The sequence below is a fragment of the Leptospira sarikeiensis genome (assembly GCF_004769615.1).
Lineage (GTDB): Bacteria > Spirochaetota > Leptospiria > Leptospirales > Leptospiraceae > Leptospira_B > Leptospira_B sarikeiensis.
In genome coordinates, this window is sequence record NZ_RQGF01000006.1 from 1 (window position 1) to 16,568 (window position 16,568).

Annotated in this window: 15 protein-coding genes and 1 pseudogene; 10 read left to right on the forward strand and 6 right to left on the reverse strand. The window is 40.4% G+C overall.

The window, feature by feature from the left end:
- The first annotated feature begins 1,291 nt into the window (after positions 1-1,291).
- The gene (locus EHQ64_RS00925) at positions 1,292-2,749 is read left to right on the forward strand and encodes an APC family permease (RefSeq protein ID WP_135647685.1); all 1,458 of its coding nucleotides are present in this window, start codon (positions 1,292-1,294) and stop codon (positions 2,747-2,749) included.
- An 8-nt stretch (positions 2,750-2,757) separates the two neighbouring features.
- On the forward strand, positions 2,758-3,165 hold the full coding sequence (locus EHQ64_RS00930) for a hypothetical protein (protein WP_135647636.1): 408 nt from the start codon (positions 2,758-2,760) through the stop codon (positions 3,163-3,165).
- A gap of 4 nt (positions 3,166-3,169) precedes the next feature.
- Here the strand turns inward: EHQ64_RS00930 and EHQ64_RS00935 are convergent, their stop codons facing one another.
- The 3 genes from EHQ64_RS00935 to EHQ64_RS00945 form a co-directional block, all read right to left on the reverse strand.
- Positions 3,170-4,468: a phthiocerol/phthiodiolone dimycocerosyl transferase family protein gene (locus tag EHQ64_RS00935; protein WP_135647637.1), complete on the reverse strand. Its 1,299-nt coding sequence runs from the start codon at positions 4,466-4,468 to the stop codon at positions 3,170-3,172.
- 21 nt (positions 4,469-4,489) lie between these two features.
- The gene (locus EHQ64_RS00940; protein WP_167882329.1) at positions 4,490-5,557 is read right to left on the reverse strand and encodes a fatty acid desaturase; all 1,068 of its coding nucleotides are present in this window, start codon (positions 5,555-5,557) and stop codon (positions 4,490-4,492) included.
- A 117-nt stretch (positions 5,558-5,674) separates the two neighbouring features.
- Positions 5,675-6,808, reverse strand: a complete 1,134-nt coding sequence (locus EHQ64_RS00945; protein ID WP_135647639.1) for a helix-turn-helix domain-containing protein — start codon at positions 6,806-6,808, stop codon at positions 5,675-5,677.
- A 247-nt stretch (positions 6,809-7,055) separates the two neighbouring features.
- On the opposite strand from EHQ64_RS00945, the gene EHQ64_RS00950 reads away from it, so the two are divergent.
- Both EHQ64_RS00950 and EHQ64_RS00955 read left to right on the forward strand, forming a co-directional pair.
- Positions 7,056-7,850: a crotonase/enoyl-CoA hydratase family protein gene (locus EHQ64_RS00950; RefSeq protein WP_135647640.1), complete on the forward strand. Its 795-nt coding sequence runs from the start codon at positions 7,056-7,058 to the stop codon at positions 7,848-7,850.
- Between the two features lie 208 nt (positions 7,851-8,058).
- Positions 8,059-9,228 (forward strand): acyl-CoA dehydrogenase family protein, encoded by a 1,170-nt coding sequence (locus EHQ64_RS00955; protein WP_135647641.1) that lies wholly within the window; start codon positions 8,059-8,061, stop codon positions 9,226-9,228.
- 14 nt (positions 9,229-9,242) lie between these two features.
- On the opposite strand, the gene EHQ64_RS00960 is transcribed toward EHQ64_RS00955, so the two are convergent.
- Entirely contained in the window at positions 9,243-9,944 is a 702-nt protein-coding gene (locus EHQ64_RS00960; RefSeq protein WP_135647642.1) for a Crp/Fnr family transcriptional regulator, read from the reverse strand.
- Positions 9,945-10,138: 194 nt separating this feature from the next.
- On the opposite strand from EHQ64_RS00960, the gene EHQ64_RS00965 reads away from it, so the two are divergent.
- Positions 10,139-11,053, forward strand: coding sequence for an MBL fold metallo-hydrolase (locus EHQ64_RS00965; protein ID WP_246048491.1), 915 nt, complete (start codon positions 10,139-10,141; stop codon positions 11,051-11,053).
- A 25-nt stretch (positions 11,054-11,078) separates the two neighbouring features.
- Here EHQ64_RS00965 and EHQ64_RS00970 read toward each other — a convergent pair.
- Positions 11,079-12,227, reverse strand: a pseudogene (locus EHQ64_RS00970) (glycosyl hydrolase family 18 protein); the annotation flags it as partial.
- Positions 12,228-12,488: 261 nt separating this feature from the next.
- Between EHQ64_RS00970 and EHQ64_RS00975 the strand changes: the two are divergent.
- The 3 genes from EHQ64_RS00975 (at position 12,489) to EHQ64_RS00985 (ending at position 14,080) form a co-directional block, all read left to right on the forward strand.
- On the forward strand, positions 12,489-13,253 hold the full coding sequence (locus EHQ64_RS00975; RefSeq protein ID WP_135647644.1) for an AraC family transcriptional regulator: 765 nt from the start codon (positions 12,489-12,491) through the stop codon (positions 13,251-13,253).
- Between the two features lie 68 nt (positions 13,254-13,321).
- Positions 13,322-13,705, forward strand: coding sequence for a VOC family protein (locus tag EHQ64_RS00980; RefSeq protein ID WP_135647645.1), 384 nt, complete (start codon positions 13,322-13,324; stop codon positions 13,703-13,705).
- Positions 13,706-14,080 carry a VOC family protein gene (locus tag EHQ64_RS00985; RefSeq protein WP_135647646.1) on the forward strand — a complete coding sequence of 125 codons (375 nt, stop codon included), beginning with the start codon at positions 13,706-13,708 and terminating at the stop codon, positions 14,078-14,080. It begins immediately after the preceding gene.
- Positions 14,081-14,084: 4 nt separating this feature from the next.
- Here the strand turns inward: EHQ64_RS00985 and EHQ64_RS00990 are convergent, their stop codons facing one another.
- Positions 14,085-14,459, reverse strand: a complete 375-nt coding sequence (locus EHQ64_RS00990) for a hypothetical protein (RefSeq protein WP_135647647.1) — start codon at positions 14,457-14,459, stop codon at positions 14,085-14,087.
- Between the two features lie 124 nt (positions 14,460-14,583).
- On the opposite strand from EHQ64_RS00990, the gene bcp reads away from it, so the two are divergent.
- Positions 14,584-15,063: a thioredoxin-dependent thiol peroxidase gene (bcp, locus tag EHQ64_RS00995; RefSeq protein ID WP_135647648.1), complete on the forward strand. Its 480-nt coding sequence runs from the start codon at positions 14,584-14,586 to the stop codon at positions 15,061-15,063.
- Positions 15,060-16,553: a leucyl aminopeptidase gene (locus tag EHQ64_RS01000; RefSeq protein WP_135647649.1), complete on the forward strand. Its 1,494-nt coding sequence runs from the start codon at positions 15,060-15,062 to the stop codon at positions 16,551-16,553. Before bcp ends, EHQ64_RS01000 begins: the two co-directional genes overlap by 4 nt.
- Positions 16,554-16,568 lie beyond the last annotated feature (15 nt).

Sequence of the window (16,568 nt, forward strand, 5' to 3'; positions counted from 1 at the left end):
TCATCACCATGGATCAATCTCAGCTAATAAAAAATTTTAATTTCTCATTCGCAGTTATAGTGTTGTAAAAGAACTTTTTCGTTCCCTACGTCCACGATTCAAAGGGCAAAAGCCGTTTTCTTCGAGAATTTCGGTTGCCGGCCTAAAATTGGCCAGAAGACCAAAATACAAAATCGACCCGACCAGTCAAACCGTTTTTATAGAAATTTTACAAATCCATCTTCTTTAAATTTTGAAAACGGAAAATTTAATGTGACATAATTAAAGATTGAATTCAAAGAGATTTTAAGACTTACATGCTCTTTGGGACATAGATTTTATACATTATTATATGATAATATATCTTTCATAAAGAACAATGGGCAGCAATCGATCCGAGCCTCTAACATGCACTTAGAATCATAATTCCGCGTAAAACTCGGATAGTGCTCCAGAGCTTTGGCAGAATATGATAAGGCAATCGTAGACAAGCTCTCCCACGGGCCACTCCCCCCACCCGAAACAGGGAGGGGGCGATCTCCTTTTTACGTAGGAGTTCCAACATACTTTGCATTCTGATCTTACGAAGGGACTTCTGTAGTATTTTCTTAAAAACTTATAAGGGCGGCTCCCTCGAATTCTCTCGGGTCGCGCTGCTTCGATTTCGCGTTTCGCTCATCCGGGTCAAGCCCGGACTAAAGATCTACGCATCGCTGCCGCAGTTTATCTCATACAGAACCGTCACGTTACAACTCTGTGTTCTCCGTGCTCTCTGCGTGAAACTTTCCATATTCGAACTTCACGCTAAGGCGCAAAGATAAGAAGATATCTATTATCTTACAAAAGAATCTTCTCAAACTTAGCGCCTTAGCGTGAAAACAATGCGAATCATTGCGGGTTCTTGTTAATTTAAATGCTGCGTGCTCATTACAAATTTGACTTCGCTTCGCTTCAGTCACCGACTCGGCTTCGCCGGTCGCTTTCTCGCTCCCTACGAGTCGCTGCGAGTTCTTGTTAATTTTAATGCTGCGTGTCCGTTTCAAATTTGACTTCGCTTCGCTTCAGTCACCGACTCGGCTTCGCCGGTCGTTTTCTCGCTCCCTACGAGTCGCTGCGAAAAGGATACGAAGGGGAAGTCGCGAAAGCGACCGAAGCGAATGCGTAGCCCGAAGTAGCCTGGTCCGAGCAAGGCGAGGATTCGCCCAAGCCTTTTAAATGAACTAGTTGTTGGAACTCCTACAATGAGTGATTTTAAAGAGTTTGAAAATGTCTTGTGAGCGAAAGTAAAAGCCCTATTTTGGCTAAAACCAGAATGAAACTTCGCCGCTCTCTTAATCTTTACGATTCCATTTCACTCATGTTTAGTTCTATGGTAGGACCCGGGATCTTTATCACTACTGGTTATATCCTGACCCAAACTTCAAATCCAAGTTGGGCGCTTCTTTGTTGGATCTTAGGTGGCCTCTTAGCGATAGCAGGGGCAATGAGTTATGCAAAGTCTGCAAGTATATTTCCTTACGCAGGAGGAGATTACGTTTATTTAAAGGAAGCGTATTCTCCTATCGTAGCCTTCTCAAGTGGATGGCTTTCTCTTTCTGTTAATTTTTCCGCATCCATTTCACTTTCAGCAATCGCTTTCTCAAAATCTTTTCTGACTTTAATAGATCCAAGCTTGGATGTTTATTTTTTAGAGACCAAGTTTTTAGGGATCACATTCTCATTAGGCGTGGCACAGATTATAGGGATCTCGACGATCCTTTTCTTTTCCATCGTGAATTTTTTCGGTATAGGGTTAGCCTCTAGGATCCAAAATTTTTTTACTACGTTCAAAATTTTGGGACTGGTCGCATTTGTCGTATTAGGATTTGCGATCGGAAATTATAATATTCAATATTTTGAATCTTTCTCTTTGGTTCCTTCGGATCTGAACGGATGGAATCTATTGCTTGCGGGCGCAATTCCGGTGACATTCTCCTATTTAGGCTGGAATATGATCACTTACGTAGCAGAAGAAGTGAAAGATCCTGAAAAGAATATCTACAAAGCAGTGATCTTCTCCTGTATTTTAGTGACCCTACTTTATGTTCTGATCAACTTTTTATACTTAAGTTCTGCACCGATCCAAATCCTTGCAGGAGATGAAAAGATCGGAGTGACCGCTTCCGGATTCTTATTCGGCAAAGGAGTAAAAATACTCATCACTGCGTTTATTTGTTGGGTTTTCTTGGGCGGGATTTCTGCATACATTATCGGTGGATCTAGGATCTATTTTGCAATGGCAAGGGATGGATTTTTCTTCCCTACAATGGCAAAACTCCATCCGAAATATCATAGCCCTTATAAATCCCTGGTCTTTCAGTTTTTGTATGCATGTTTATTCTGTTTCGTTAAGGAAATCGAATCTCTTCTCTATTTGATCACTTGTTCCACACTTTTATTAGCAACGATCACTGCGTATACTCCTGTGATTTTTGAGAAGAGACATTTAAAGAACGAATTCAAGATCCCAGGTTATCCTTACTCTACATATTTATATATTCTTTCGAATATTCTGATCATTGGGACTTTATTTTATAATAAAACTGCGGAAGCTCTCTGGGGTTTTGCTTTTACATTATTCTCTATTCCTCTTTATTATTATTTCAAATTATCCAAGTCTTCTCAGAACATAGGATCTTTACATACCTCGGAACCTGAATTGGCACCGGGTGGCTTAAGTTTACTTCCAGAGAATGAACCGGTTCCGATTGGTAGCGGAGACCCTGCCTAATATCTCTCTTGGAACTTTCTCCTAAAAATAAACTTAAACTTCATAGGTATGTAGGAATTCTTTCCTTAGGATTTATTTTCACCCGTCCGTTCTTAATCGCATTTCAATTTCCTAATACACAAGAATATGAAGCTATTGCAGCTTATATCGGAAGGGTCGGTGCTATCTTAGGCGCCTTAGCCTTTATCACCGGCGGGGGTTTAGGAAAATTTTTGGATGAAAAAAAGTCAAGGGTCGCGGAAATCCATACGATCGTAATGTTGGCGGGTCTGGTATTCCAGGTGCCGGTTTTGGCTGAAACAAAGATAGAAATAGTCCCGAATATAATTTCTTATCTAGGATGTTTCATCTTGCTCGCAGGTTGGGTTTTAGGAAGAAAAGTTTTTCCGAATCGAAAACGGATCCTTCCATTCTGATTTCTTAAAATGATTTTTTGGTATTCGTATTTGCTAAAAGATTTTTCCGGAAAGAATCGGCAAAACGATCCATATCCTTCTTTTCCCAACGTGCCTTATCATAGTTTATATTGATGATCATCCGATTCTCAAAAGTTGTGACGGTAGTAAAAACTGTTTGGGTCAATGCAGGGTGAACCGTAAATGAAAGCTCTTGGATACGGATCTCATCCGATTCAAATCCTTGGATGATCCCTACATTACTTAAAACGCTGGACTGAGGATTTCGACTCATTAAAGAAAGGAAAATTTTCAGACCGTCCTCTCTTTCTAAAAACTGCTCCGAAGGAGGAAGTAACTCGTAAAATGCCCGGCCCTCTCTTCTCCCGATACGTGTTCTTACATCATTCATGATCAATTTGGCTTTAGAATCGAAAGAATCACGGATATTAACCGGAGTGGTAAAAAGAGAAATGTAAAGGCCCAATGCAGAATCCGGGATTGGATGACTTAGATGTGGTCTTAAATCCGCAGGAGTAGAAAGATACAAAAGTCCTTCCTGATACTTTGTGAAAAACTCACTTAATGCGGTCACCTGCACTGCACCCAAAATCCCGTGTAATGATATCCTCCTTTCCTTGGAGCTTTGTATGAGAGAATTTAACTCATCTTCTTCCAAATAAAAACTGATAATCTCGGGATCCTGCTCACCTTTCTTTCTAACAAATTGTGGAATAGATAACGGTTTATCTGGCTTAGGTCCGCTTTTGTATAATTCTTCTGCGGGGTACAGATCCATTAAGGAAGAATATTCCATCGCTGCCTTTGAATTTTCTAAAGTTTCACCGACGCTTGCCTTTAATACATCCAGTAAAAAACGACAACCGGATCTTCCATCCGCTATACTATGATGAAATATAATACCTACTGCAAATTTAGAGTGATCCGATTCATAAAAAAGAACCCGGATCAAAGGAGAATCATCTAAAGTAAAAAGTTTAATGGTCTCCTTAGCAAACTTGGATTTCCAATCCGGAGAATAGACTTCTTTTTGGATTTGGATCTTTTTATCGGAAGTTGCAAAATATAGGTGAGAGTCCTGCCCTACCTGTTTTAAGATCTGAACCTTAGCTAACGCATGTTTGCTTTGGACTATATCCAGTCCCTTGCGTAAGTTATCTTCGGAAAAATTTCCTTCTCCTTCTGCCATTACGCAGAAGTTCATGGAGGAAGCTTGGTCATATAACCAAAAATTCGCCTCTGCTTGATCTAAAGATCGAATGAATTGTCCCTGTGATTTTTCCGATTCTTGTATATTCTGCATCTTTTTCCGACTTAAAAAGGTCTAGGCCGGAATCGCAACACCGCTTATTTCTTCTTTCTGGTAACGATTCGCCCTTGTCATACTTTCAAAGTCATTGAAACGAATTCCATATTTTTTTAGTAACGGTTTTACTCTAGGGGCCACTGCTTGCCTAAGATAGAACGGTTGAGTTACTACAAAATGATGGATCCCATGAGTGGCTCCGAAATTAAAACAGAACAAATGTAAAGGTAAGATCCATAATGAATCCAGCACTTGGGTCTGTTGGTATAAACTTTTTACGTCTCCGTAATAATGCATATTGGAAGATACTATCTGTATCGCCGATTGTCTCAACCAACATGGGATCAAATAAACCACTGCGGCAGTATTTAAGAAATTATGAATATTTGCCGTAGTCCCTGTTTCTTGGATAGGATTTCCGAAAGCCCAATTGATCAAAGAAATAGATCCCCATACAAGAAAAGAATACCATAAGAGAAGATATACTAAACGATAAGGTCCCTTGATCGGCTTCGCCTTTATTTTTGCAAGATAACGGATCGCATCCTTTCTGATCTTGGGACCTTGCAGTACTACAGCCATGATCGGATCGATCATTACTAGGATCCTTCTGATCCCCCAAGGCATTCCGTTACTAATGAATCTTTCTTCTATATCTTCTATATTTCCCGAAAGTTTATGATGAAGAAGATGGATCTCTTTCCTGAACCAAGGATTGACTGTATTCGCGCGGAATAACCAAACCATCCAAAAAAGAAAATTCTGCATTTTAGGATTTTCTTTAAAATAAATACTATGGATCAGATCGTGCTCCATCTCGTGAAGAAAGGACGCGAATATTCCATTACCGATTATACAAGCCCAGAATGGAATGATATCAGCTACATACAAACTTCCTAATACGATCATTCCGAGTGCGGAGCCTATGGTAATAGAAAATCCGATCGTATTCTGGTATTTTAGGAAGGAAAAACGTTTTCTGATCTTAGAATCCTGGTATCGAATCCATTTCATGATCCGTTTGGTTTTTTCCTTTTCGGTAAATCTTTCCGAGGTTTGTTTTCGCTCTAGAACTAAGGAACTCATATCCACTCCGTTCAATCTGATGAAAAGGATTATACACGGAAGTTCGGATCCGTCGTTCCAATCTATAAACCGAAACCTATATTTCGGTTCCGATTGATAGGATGGGACCGTTTGACCTTAACTTTTTTCACGAAATTCGGAAGGAGGAACTCCTACTTCCTTTTGAAATGCCCTATGAAAGGAAGTTTTACTCCGAAAACCTACTTCGTAGGCGATATCTAAAATGGAAGAATCCTTTTTCTGGGACAGAAGTATACAGGCCTCCTTGATCCTATATTCGTTCACGAATGCGGAAAAATTTTTACCCATCTCTTGGTTGATCAGCTCAGAAAGTTGATGAGAAGAAAGTCCCAATTCATCAGCGAGACTAGCCAGGCTTAAGTCCTCGTCCTTATATAATTTCTCGATCTGCATTGCCTGCAAAAGATTTTCTCTGAGAGTTTGTATATCCATCCCTTGGAGTAAGGATCTGGAATATTTTTGAAAAGTAACTCGAGCGACTTCCTGCAAATTTTGGAAATACGCCGGATATCTTCTACCGATCAAATAAGACACGCAGAGACTAAGCCCCATCATAGAGGCACTGATCAATAAAAAGATAGGATCCTTTCCTATAAGAAATAGAGCACCTACAGAATGGTTTGCGATCGTTGCAAGAATGATATAGAGTAGAACCCTCGCAGTCCATTCTTCTCTCAAAACTTTTAATTTGAATAAGATCCTACTTCCTCGAAGTAATCCGATGATATAAGCTGCTAACACGGATAATGGGAAGAAGAAGATCAGATCCAAAATGCTTCTTTCTTTCGAGAAAACGATGATACTTTGATAGATTGTATCAGAGTCAGGAACAAAACTTAAAAAATAGAATGCCCATATTATGATCGGGAAAACGGAATGTTTTCTACCCAAACCTAAAGCGGATTTTTCAAACTCGGAGTTTTGAATGATCTTATGGATCCCATATAAGATCGGTCCGATGGATGCGAGCACTGGAATATGAAGCAATACGACCCTCGGGAATTCGTTAGAATAACCGAATACATAAAATAAACAGGTTCCTTGTAATAGACCCAAACTTACAAACAACAGGGAAAGAAGACGATTTAGCGCAGTTTTCCTCTCTAGGATATTTTGCCCTATACAAAGTAAGGCTCCCAAATAGGTCCCAAAAACCGCAAAAGAGACTAATCCCCAAAAGAAAGGAAAATGATGGATCTCTTTCGGGAATGTAACTGGAAAGGAAGGCATCCATGGCTTTATCTTCCATGTTCCAAAACTGTCAACCCTCTGTAGGAGGTCCCACAAGGTGACCTTTCGGTTTCTGAACACCAGTTCGGCGATAAAAGTGCATATTACGGAAAATGTTTGTTTAGTGAACCAAATCGTTTTTCAGTTCCTTTTTTGTAGATAAGTTTGATATCAAATCTAAAAACCGAAAGACATAGAATGAAAACCTGAAAGTATTTGGTCTTACATTTTCCGATTAGGATCCTTTATGAAATCTTACACGTACATTCAAACTGAAAAAAAGGGAAAGGTATTTTGCATCGCCTTAAATCGTCCGGATGTAAGAAATGCAATGAATACTCAGATGATACTGGAATTAAGCGAAGCACTCACCGAGTATGAAGACGATCCTGAAGCAAGGGCTGCAATCATTTATGCAAACGGGCTTCATTTTACTTTCGGATTGGAATTAGAAGACGTTGCAAAATCCATTTTGGAGCAAGGTAGAAATTTTTTCAGAAGAGATTTTATCAATCCTTGGGATACAGGAGGAACGGATCGAATACGTAAAAAACCTCTGATCTGTGCGGTACATGGATTTTGCCTAACGCTTGGAATAGAACTTATGCTTGCTTCGGACATTGCGATCGCAGCAGAAAAAACTGTGTTCGCTCAAATGGAAGTACAAAGAGGGATCCTTCCTTTTGGCGGAGCAACGATCCGTTTCGTAAGAACTGCGGGTTGGGGAAATGCTATGAAACATATCTTAACTGGAGATAGTTTTGATGTGGCTGAAGCATATAGGATCGGAATTATACAAGAGATTGTTCCAAAAAAGGAATTACTTTCGCGAGCGATCGAACTTGCGGAGAAAATTACCGCGCAAGCACCTTTAGCAATTGATGCAGTTCTTGCAAACGCTAGGAAGGCGATCGAAGTGGGGCATTTAGAAGCTATGGACGATCTGGTCCCATTAGTCACCGATTGTCTGAGATCGGAAGATGGCAAAGAAGGGATCCGTTCCTTATTGGAAAAAAGAACTGCCGTGTTTAAAGGAAAATAATTTTCTTCGCGGAAGCGATGCGAAGTGGAAGTCACGTAGTGACCGAAGCGATAGCAAAGCACGTAGCAGCGCGGTCGCGAGCTATTGGCGAGCGAGCCGCCCAAATTTTTTAATTATAACCTAACATTATTCGGAAGAGTATGCCTCAAGGATTTCTCCTTGAATTAGAAAGTCAAAATCCGGAGCTTGTTCCTACTCGGAGAAATTCATGGATTTTAACCTCAGCCAAGATGAACGAGAGTTCATTGTATCATTTCGCAATTTTTGCAAAAAAGAGATCCATCCCTTTGCGGAAGAGGCGGACAAAAAGAAAGAATTTCCAAGATCTCATTATACTAAATTAGGAGAAGCCGGTTATTTAGGCCTATTACACGAAGAAGAGTTTGGAGGACAGGGTGCCGGAGTTTTTTTGAGCACTCTTGCAATGGAAATCGTTTCGGAATATTGCGGATCCACTTTTTTCAGCGCAGGTGCTTCTGCAGGTTTATTCGGATTACCGATCAAACATTTCGGAACTTCGGATCAAAAGAAAAAATTCCTTCCTGATATTATTTCAGGAAAGCTGATAGGATCCTTAGGAGTGACAGAGCCGGACGGAGGCTCGGATGTTTCCGCTCTTACTTCTATTGCTCGTAAAAAAGGAGATCGTTATTTCATTTCGGGGCAAAAAACTTTTATTACAAATGCGCCTAATGCAGATTATTCACTCGTTTTAGCTCGAGCTCAAGATGAGAACGGGAACGAAAAAGGTCTCACTCATTTCATCGTAGATTTAAGATCAAAGGGCGTGTCTAGATCTGTGGCGATGGATAAGATGGGCCTTAAGGCTTCTCCAACCGGTGCTTTATTTTTTGAAGATGTGGAAGTCTCGGAAGAAAACATTTTGGGCAAATTAGGAAAAGGTTTTAGACAGACTATGCAAACCTTTAATGCGGAAAGACTTTCTCTCGCGGCTTATTCTTTAGGAGTTATGAAAGCTTGTCTGGATGAATCCAAATCTTTCGCTTCTTCCAGGAAAAGTTTCGGCAAATCAATTTATCAACACCAAGGTGTTGCATTCATGTTAGCCGAGATTTACGCGAAATACGAAGCGGCAAAATGGTTCACATATAATGTTGCTTGGGAAATGGAAAGGATCGAATCGGAAGGAAAAGGTTCCATGTTACTTTCAGGTAAATGTGCAGCTTGCAAATTATTCGCTACAACTGCAGCGAGAGAGGTAACCAATCTCGCGGTTCAGATCCATGGAGGCGCAGGCTATATGGACGAATATAAGGTTTCTCGTTTATATAGGGACACTCGCTTAGGAGAAATCGGCGGAGGAACAAGCGAGATCCAAAAATTGATCATCTCCGGATCTATCATGAAGGAAAACTAATATACCTCCAGAAATTAATATCCTTCTTCAGAAACCGCATGCAACCCGATCGGATTAACAATTTCGATCCGGTTCCTTGAACTGGAAATGAATCCATCCTGCTTTAAATTTCTGAGCTCTCTGACGATTACTTCTCTTACAGTCCCGATAGAATCCGCAAGATCCTGTTGGGACAAAGTCACAAATAAAAATGGAGGTATATCTCCGCTGATTGCATTTAATAATAAATGACGAGCAAGCCTTTGCCTGACCCCGGTAAAACTCGCCCCGTATAATTCACGAAGCGCTGCATATACTCTTATTGCACATTCTTCTGCAAATAACCAAGCAAGTTCGGCAGATTTTTTTCCATAGGTTCTCAAATCTTGAAAAGATAATGCCAGCACTTCTGAATCGGTCAACGCTTGAACGAAAGTCTCTTCGGGTTGACCGGTTTTTTCTTCAGGTGTTAGAGCTCCTACAATCCCCATCATATCCCCTTGCTTTGCGTAACGAACCGTAATCTGTCGCCCAGATCCTGCAAAAAGATACATTCGAAAAAATCCGCTGACCACAAGCCCTGCATACTCCGGATCTCCCGGGTTTTTCTGAATTATTTGGCCTGCTTTGAGTTTTATTAAAATCCCCTTCTTAAGTAAAGGTTGGTATATTTCCTTTTCCAAAGAGGAAAAAATACTTAATTCCAGAGCCTTTGAAACTTCTTTCGAAAATTCCATTTTTTTCCGCCAAATGGAACAAAAGTCCCAGGAGATTTATAAAGTTCCATGTATCTTAGATCTAGACAAATCGGAAATCCATAAATTCCGAGATCTAGAGGTTTTAAATGTCGAATCATATTCAAAAGATCATTTTAGGGAGCTTGATATCTTTCTCTCTTATAACTTGTATGGATTGTTTTTTGGGAGCTCCTATGAATAAACAATCGCAAGTTTGGAGAAATTCTAAATCCGATCTAAAATTCAAAAATTGGGAAGAGGTTTTTTCTAAGCCTAGTCGATTAGAAGTCACTGCTTTTCTAACCGGACATGTTTTTACCGGGCCTTTCATTCTTATCGATGCGGATCATCCCAAAACTCCGGAAGAACAGAAAAAAGACCAATGGGTTCCGGTGCTAAGTTATTTAGTGAAACATCCGGAAAAAGGATATTTCCTCTTAGATTCGGGAGTTCCGGAAGTAGATTCAGACAATCGATGCGATTTTAATCTTCTTTTGGGCCTATTTAATACGAAATGTCAGTCGAAAAAGGGCCGTAACTCTGCGGGCCAATTGGATGCATTAAATATTTCGAATAAAGATTTGAATTTCGTATTAGTTTCTCATTTGCATTGGGATCATATTGGAGGTATGGAGGCTCTTAGAAAAAGAGGTCCTGTAAAAGTATTGATCTCCGAAGAAGAAGCAATTGATGCAAGCAAGGCTTTCTCCGTTTTCCACGGCTACTCTTCTACAGCTCTGTCTTTCGATTTTGATCTTTCTACTCTTCCTAAAGATAAATTTTTTGAAATGCCGATCTTGGGCTCAGTCTATGATCTTTATGGAGACGGTTCCGTTTGGATCATATCCGCCACAGGTCATACGGAAGGAGAAATCGCTGTACTTTTAAATGCCGCAAGCGGACCCTTATTATTTACTTTCGATTCCTCTCATCTAAAGGCAGGATTCGAAAATGAGGTTCCTCCCGGAGCTACAACAAATAAGGAAAAGAGTACAGACATTATCCGTAGAATGAATGCCTTCTCTAAAAAATTTCCGAAAGTAAAAGTGATCTACGGACATGAACCGACACAATGGAAAGGAGATCCTATAGTTAGTTTAGCAAAATAATCTAAGGACTTCGGAATTAAGGAAATTAGGGGGAAGAAGATAGATTTGCTTCTTTTCCTAATTTTTCTTCCAGGTATTTATGGATCTCCGGATCGTTATCTTCGATCAATTGCCAAAATGAAAATCCTCGGATCTTGTATTTGTCCAGGATCTTCATTTTTTTCTCAAAGGCGCTTCGATTCATATAGAAAGCGACACGATCACAACCGCCCATCCTATACCAAAGAGAAGGATCTGAATACACATGACCTTGGTGGCGATATAGATATGGTCTTAGATAGGTCCAATCTCCGGACTTAGGAAGAGTTTTAAATATTTCTAATATATCTGTGGGCTCTTCTTTTTTAGGAGCCATCTTATCCTGGATCCATTTTGCCCTGGAATAGTAGACCGATTTTGTCTCCATCTCGCAGTTGAGTGCCCAATCGTATCCGTAAGTAGGGATCGCCATATATAATTTTTCGTTCGGGATACGTTTCACCGCATATTCCAATATTTTATCGATCCACCAATCCGGTGCCTGCGGCCCCGGCCCAGGAAATCCTTGTTTGCGCGGATGTAACTCGTAGGCCATAATTTTGACCTTATCAGCTACTTTTCCTAAAAATTCGTAATCATGGGTCAATTGTCCGCGATACGCCTCATAAAAATCCACTTGGATCGGAGCCTTCAATCCTTTGCAAGGATACACGGAAGGTTTTTCGGCTACGGTTTTCGGATGGATTGCCACGGACAATATTTTCCCTTTAACATGAAGAGCATCCCGGAGAAGTATTAAAAATTCTTGAAATGCTTCTTTTTTCTCGCAGGTCATTCCTTCATAATCTATATCGATTCCGTCATACCCGTAAGTATCTATTTCTTTCAGTATGTTCTGGATATGGGAATCGCGCACCTTAATATTCCCATTTAATCCGATCGCATCGGATACTTTTTCAAAATCATTCTCCCACCGAAAGATTGTAGGAATGATCAGGGTTTTAGGAGACATCAAACGAAGCCAACGAACTCTCTCATCGATCTCGTTCTTTTTCCATACGGAAAGAATACGGCCCGTATTACTTCTCCCACCTTCTAAATTGTACAAGAACGGATGGATCTCATCGTATAGATGAACATATTTCATCATCGCATAAAAGTCCTGGGACCAGGTGGATGCAGTCAATCTGCCTTCCGGTTTGGGAAGAGAAGTAGGCTTTGGCTCCGTTTTAGGACGTTCGAAAATGCAGGAGTTAGATATGACTAAGATCCCAATAATCAAGATCTTAAAAAAGGATCGATACGTATAATGTTCCAAGGCTTCCGAGAATTTTATAAATGGGAACAATGACAAGCCGGAAACAAAGTTTAAGATAGATCCGTCGGATCAGAATATTCCTTGATCGTGGAATATTCCTACTTACATAATGAGCTTTCTCGGATCGGATCTTAATAGATGGAACCTAATTCGGAATTCAATCCTTTACAATTAAATTTAGGAGTTACTTACTCGGAAATTCTTCCGAGTGTGGAACTTTCTCCCTTTATAGCATACTACTGGGAAATCCATTCTAATTCCATATTATCTAGTTCCTATCAAGTCGTTCCGGATGGATGTGTCGATCTAGTCTTCAGTACGACCTCGAATGGCCCGATCCTAATTTCTCTTTCCCCAACCTCCTTGGAGAATTTCCCGATCAACCCAAAGGACAATTGGTTCGGGATCCGTTTTTTGCCTCTGGGAATACGTAGATTTTTTCGATTCGATCTAGGGGAATTTAAAAGCCAAACCGTTCCTTTTTCCTCCATCTTTCCTTCGGAAGCGGTCGAGTTAGAAGATAAATTAAGAATTTCTAATTCTTTTTTACATAGGATCCGGACCTGCGATGTTTTCTTTTCGACTCTTTTAAGAAAGAAGGAATTACAAACGGACGACCGTGTCCTTTTTTCCGTAGGCCAAATGTATTCCGATTTCCAAAAACCTACGGAAAATCTGAATTTGCAGGTTACTTCCAGACATTTAAGAAGATTATTTTCAGAAAATATCGGCCTCTCACCCAAAGAATTTTCTAAGATCCTAAGATTTCAAACGGCTCTTCGCCATTGGAAAGAGAATGATAAATTCGAACTGGGAGAAGGATTCTACGACCAATCCCATTTTATCAAAGACTGGAAAAAATTCACAGGGCTGACTCCTTCTTCCCTTAGAAAATTTCGCTGAAACTTTGTCCGATTTTTACAATCCATATCTGGCTTCCTAAGTTACATTTAAGACTATAAGGAGCCTATATGAAATTAAATCCAGGCATAGTCACACAAAAGTTAAAGGAAACAAAAGAGTTCTATCTGAATAAATTGGGATTCAAGATCGTTTTTGAAAATGATTGGTATCTTCTTCTTTCTACCCCGAATGGAAAATCGGAGATATCCTTTCTACTTCCGAACTTAGAGAACCAACATCCTATTTTCCAAAAAGAATATGCAGGATTTGGAATGTATCTTACTATTGAAATGGATGATGTGGATCCTTTTTATTCGGAACTCAAGAAAAAAGGACTGCCTATACTTTTAGATCTAAAGGAAGAAGAATGGGGAGATAGGCATTTTGCGGTTTTGGATCCAAACGGGATCGGGATCGATTTCGTGAAATACTCCGCCCCTGTAGAGGTTTGAATGAAATTTTCTCCGGAAATTTACACATCCAAGCTGGAAGAATCTAAGGAATTTTATACTCGGAATCTAGGCTTTGAGATCGTAAAAGAATTGGAAGGATACATCGTTCTATCACATCCCAAATATCCGGAGTATGAGATCCAATTTTGTATCCCGAATTCACCTTTTGTAAAACCGATCTTTCATCCTGAATTTAGAGGTCCAGGTTTATTATTCCAATTCGAAGTGGAAGATGTAGAAATAGAATGGAGAAAATTTTCGGATCAAAAAGGAGAGATCGTATTAGAACTTTGTTCTGAACCAGTGAACGGAAAACATTTCACGCTGATGGATCCGAATGGGATCCTAATAGATTTGGTTGAATTCGAAAAATAAGAACTTAAACGGACATTCCGTTTTTCTTGAGTATATCCAAAGCGGTTTGTCTCAAGATTGGATGGACCACAAAATCTTCCGGATCCGGGGCTTTTCTTTCGGGTTCGGGATTTTTGAACTTATCCGGCCCGATCCACTGAGAAAGAGCCCATAACATTCTTTGGAAAATTTCATCGATCCTTCTTTGGTATCCGGCTTTTTTATAATATCCGTATGCAAGGATCGGAAGTTTTTTCTCGAACATGAAATGGTCCCCGAGACGAATGAGCCCGTCTTTGTATTCCGTTTTCAGGAAACATTCCCGGGCCTTACGGATATCTCCTTCGTTAAATGCCTGATTTCCTTGGCGGATCAGTTCCATTCTTTCTTTGGGGTCCATACTTATATATATCGTCAAGTTTTAGGATTTCGCAAGGCTTTTTAAGGGTCGATTTCCCACCCAAAAGCGGAAAGAAAACAAAAAATCTTGTCTAGTTCCAGAGTTCCCTATCATTTGTCTTTGTATGAGCACTTTAAAAGCGGGCTCCAAAGCCCCCAGTTTTACGACCCAAAACCAAGACGGAGAGAAGGTTTCCCTCAAGGATTTAGTCGGGAAAAAAGGTCTGGTATTATATTTTTATCCAAAAGACCAAACCCCAGGCTGCACGACCGAGGCCTGCGATTTTAGGGATAATTTCGCAAGATTGAAAAAAGAAGGATTTAATGTAGTCGGAGTCTCTAAAGATTCAGTGAAGTCTCACCAAAAATTCATCGAAAAGCAAGAACTGAATTTTACATTACTCTCCGACGAAGACGGAAGTATCTGCGAGGCATACGGGGTCTGGCAGTTGAAAAAATTCATGGGAAGAGAGTTCATGGGAATTCTCAGAACTACATTTCTCATCGGAACAGATCTAAAAATTTTGAAAGTATATCCAAAGGTCAGCGTTAAAGGACATGTGGATGAAATACTCGGGGACATTAAGGCGCTGGATAAAAAATGAAGATAGAAAAATCAAAGATCAATTTTAGCATCGGGAAGAATACTTCCAAAAATATTTATAAGATCATTCCGGTCACAAAAGATAATCTTCCTAAAGAATTAGAAACGAAATTTTCAGACCAGATACGTTCCGGGATCTTCTCCGGAGAATCCGGCCAAACCTTTATAGATGAATCAGAAAGGATCATGTATCTGGGACTCGGGAACCCGAATAAGGTTAGTATTCGTTCCGTCGCTCAGGTCTTTTTGAGTATCGGTGAAAAACTACGCAAATGGGATTCAGTTGGTCTTGAGATCAAACTCACTCGTTTTTTAACAAAAACACTTTCCCCTTCTACACTCGTTTATCAGATCGCAAACTCGTTGGATCTTGGAGCATTTCCGATCAATGTTCTTACAAAAGATTTTAAAGAGAAAAAACTGAAATTCGGAAATGTAAGCTTTTTGTTGGAGGATCCCGGTGCGGAAAAATCCGCAAAAGTCGGTTTAGAAAAATCCAGAGCAGTTAGTAAATATGTGAACGGTGCAAGATACATCGCTCATCTTCCGGCAAATCATTTTACTCCGGAGGAATTTGTCTCCAGATCCAAAGAGATCGCAAAGGAAGCCGGCTTAAAGATCACTGTAATGGACGAGCCCCAACTTAAAAAAGAAAAGATGGGTGGGATCCTTGCAGTTAGCCAAGGTTCGGATAAAAAACCGAAGATGATCGTTCTAGAATACAATCCTCCTAAGGCAAAATCCAAAAAGAAACTAGCACTTATCGGAAAAGGACTGACCTTCGATTCAGGTGGGATCAGCATTAAACCTGCACAAGATATGCATGAAATGAAATATGATATGTGCGGCGCTGCTGCAGTGATCCACGCGATCGGTGCGATTGCAGAACTCGGGCTCTCTGTCCCTGTTATAGCAGCTATTGGAGTTGCAGAGAATATGCCGGACGCCGCCGCATTAAAACCGGGAGACGTGTATACCGCTCATAATGGTCTGACGGTAGAAGTACAAAACACGGATGCAGAAGGAAGGCTCGTGCTCGGAGATGTTCTGTCTTATATAGGAAAAAAATATAAACCTGACTATATGGTGGATCTTGCAACATTAACTGGGGCGATCATTATCTCCTTAGGACATGAAGCTGCAGGTGTAATGAGTAACTCGGATAAACTTACAACACTTTTGGACGAGGCTTCCGCTTCTTCAGATGAAAGGACCTGGAATCTTCCATTATGGGATGAATATGGAGAAGATCTAAAAAGCGATATCGCGGATCTACGAAATATCGCAGGACGCCCGGGAGGAAGCCTTTCTGCGGGGAAATACCTGGAACGTTTCGTAGATGCGGGAATTGACTGGGCTCATATAGACATCGCAGGAACCGCCTGGAGAAAAAAAGCATCCGGCACACAAATTGGAAATGGGCCGAGCGGTTATGGAGTCAGACTTCTTGTGGACTTGGCTGAAAAGTTAGAAAAAAACCGGGGAGTTTAATCCCCGGCCATCTTC

Excerpts from the sequence above, each read along its gene's own strand:
- EHQ64_RS00925 (WP_135647685.1), top strand. The coding sequence starts at position 1,292 with ATGAAACTTCGCCGCTCTCTTAATCTTTACGATTCCATTTCACTCATG.
- EHQ64_RS00935 (WP_135647637.1), bottom strand. The coding sequence starts at position 4,468 with ATGCAGAATATACAAGAATCGGAAAAATCACAGGGACAATTCATTCGA.
- EHQ64_RS00940 (WP_167882329.1), bottom strand. The coding sequence starts at position 5,557 with ATGAGTTCCTTAGTTCTAGAGCGAAAACAAACCTCGGAAAGATTTACC.
- EHQ64_RS00945 (WP_135647639.1), bottom strand. The coding sequence starts at position 6,808 with ATGCCTTCCTTTCCAGTTACATTCCCGAAAGAGATCCATCATTTTCCT.
- EHQ64_RS00950 (WP_135647640.1), top strand. The coding sequence starts at position 7,056 with ATGAAATCTTACACGTACATTCAAACTGAAAAAAAGGGAAAGGTATTT.
- EHQ64_RS00955 (WP_135647641.1), top strand. The coding sequence starts at position 8,059 with ATGGATTTTAACCTCAGCCAAGATGAACGAGAGTTCATTGTATCATTT.
- EHQ64_RS00960 (WP_135647642.1), bottom strand. The coding sequence starts at position 9,944 with ATGGAATTTTCGAAAGAAGTTTCAAAGGCTCTGGAATTAAGTATTTTT.
- EHQ64_RS00965 (WP_246048491.1), top strand. The coding sequence starts at position 10,139 with ATGAATAAACAATCGCAAGTTTGGAGAAATTCTAAATCCGATCTAAAA.
- EHQ64_RS00975 (WP_135647644.1), top strand. The coding sequence starts at position 12,489 with ATGGAACCTAATTCGGAATTCAATCCTTTACAATTAAATTTAGGAGTT.
- EHQ64_RS00980 (WP_135647645.1), top strand. The coding sequence starts at position 13,322 with ATGAAATTAAATCCAGGCATAGTCACACAAAAGTTAAAGGAAACAAAA.
- EHQ64_RS00985 (WP_135647646.1), top strand. The coding sequence starts at position 13,706 with ATGAAATTTTCTCCGGAAATTTACACATCCAAGCTGGAAGAATCTAAG.
- EHQ64_RS00990 (WP_135647647.1), bottom strand. The coding sequence starts at position 14,459 with ATGGACCCCAAAGAAAGAATGGAACTGATCCGCCAAGGAAATCAGGCA.
- bcp (WP_135647648.1), top strand. The coding sequence starts at position 14,584 with ATGAGCACTTTAAAAGCGGGCTCCAAAGCCCCCAGTTTTACGACCCAA.
- EHQ64_RS01000 (WP_135647649.1), top strand. The coding sequence starts at position 15,060 with ATGAAGATAGAAAAATCAAAGATCAATTTTAGCATCGGGAAGAATACT.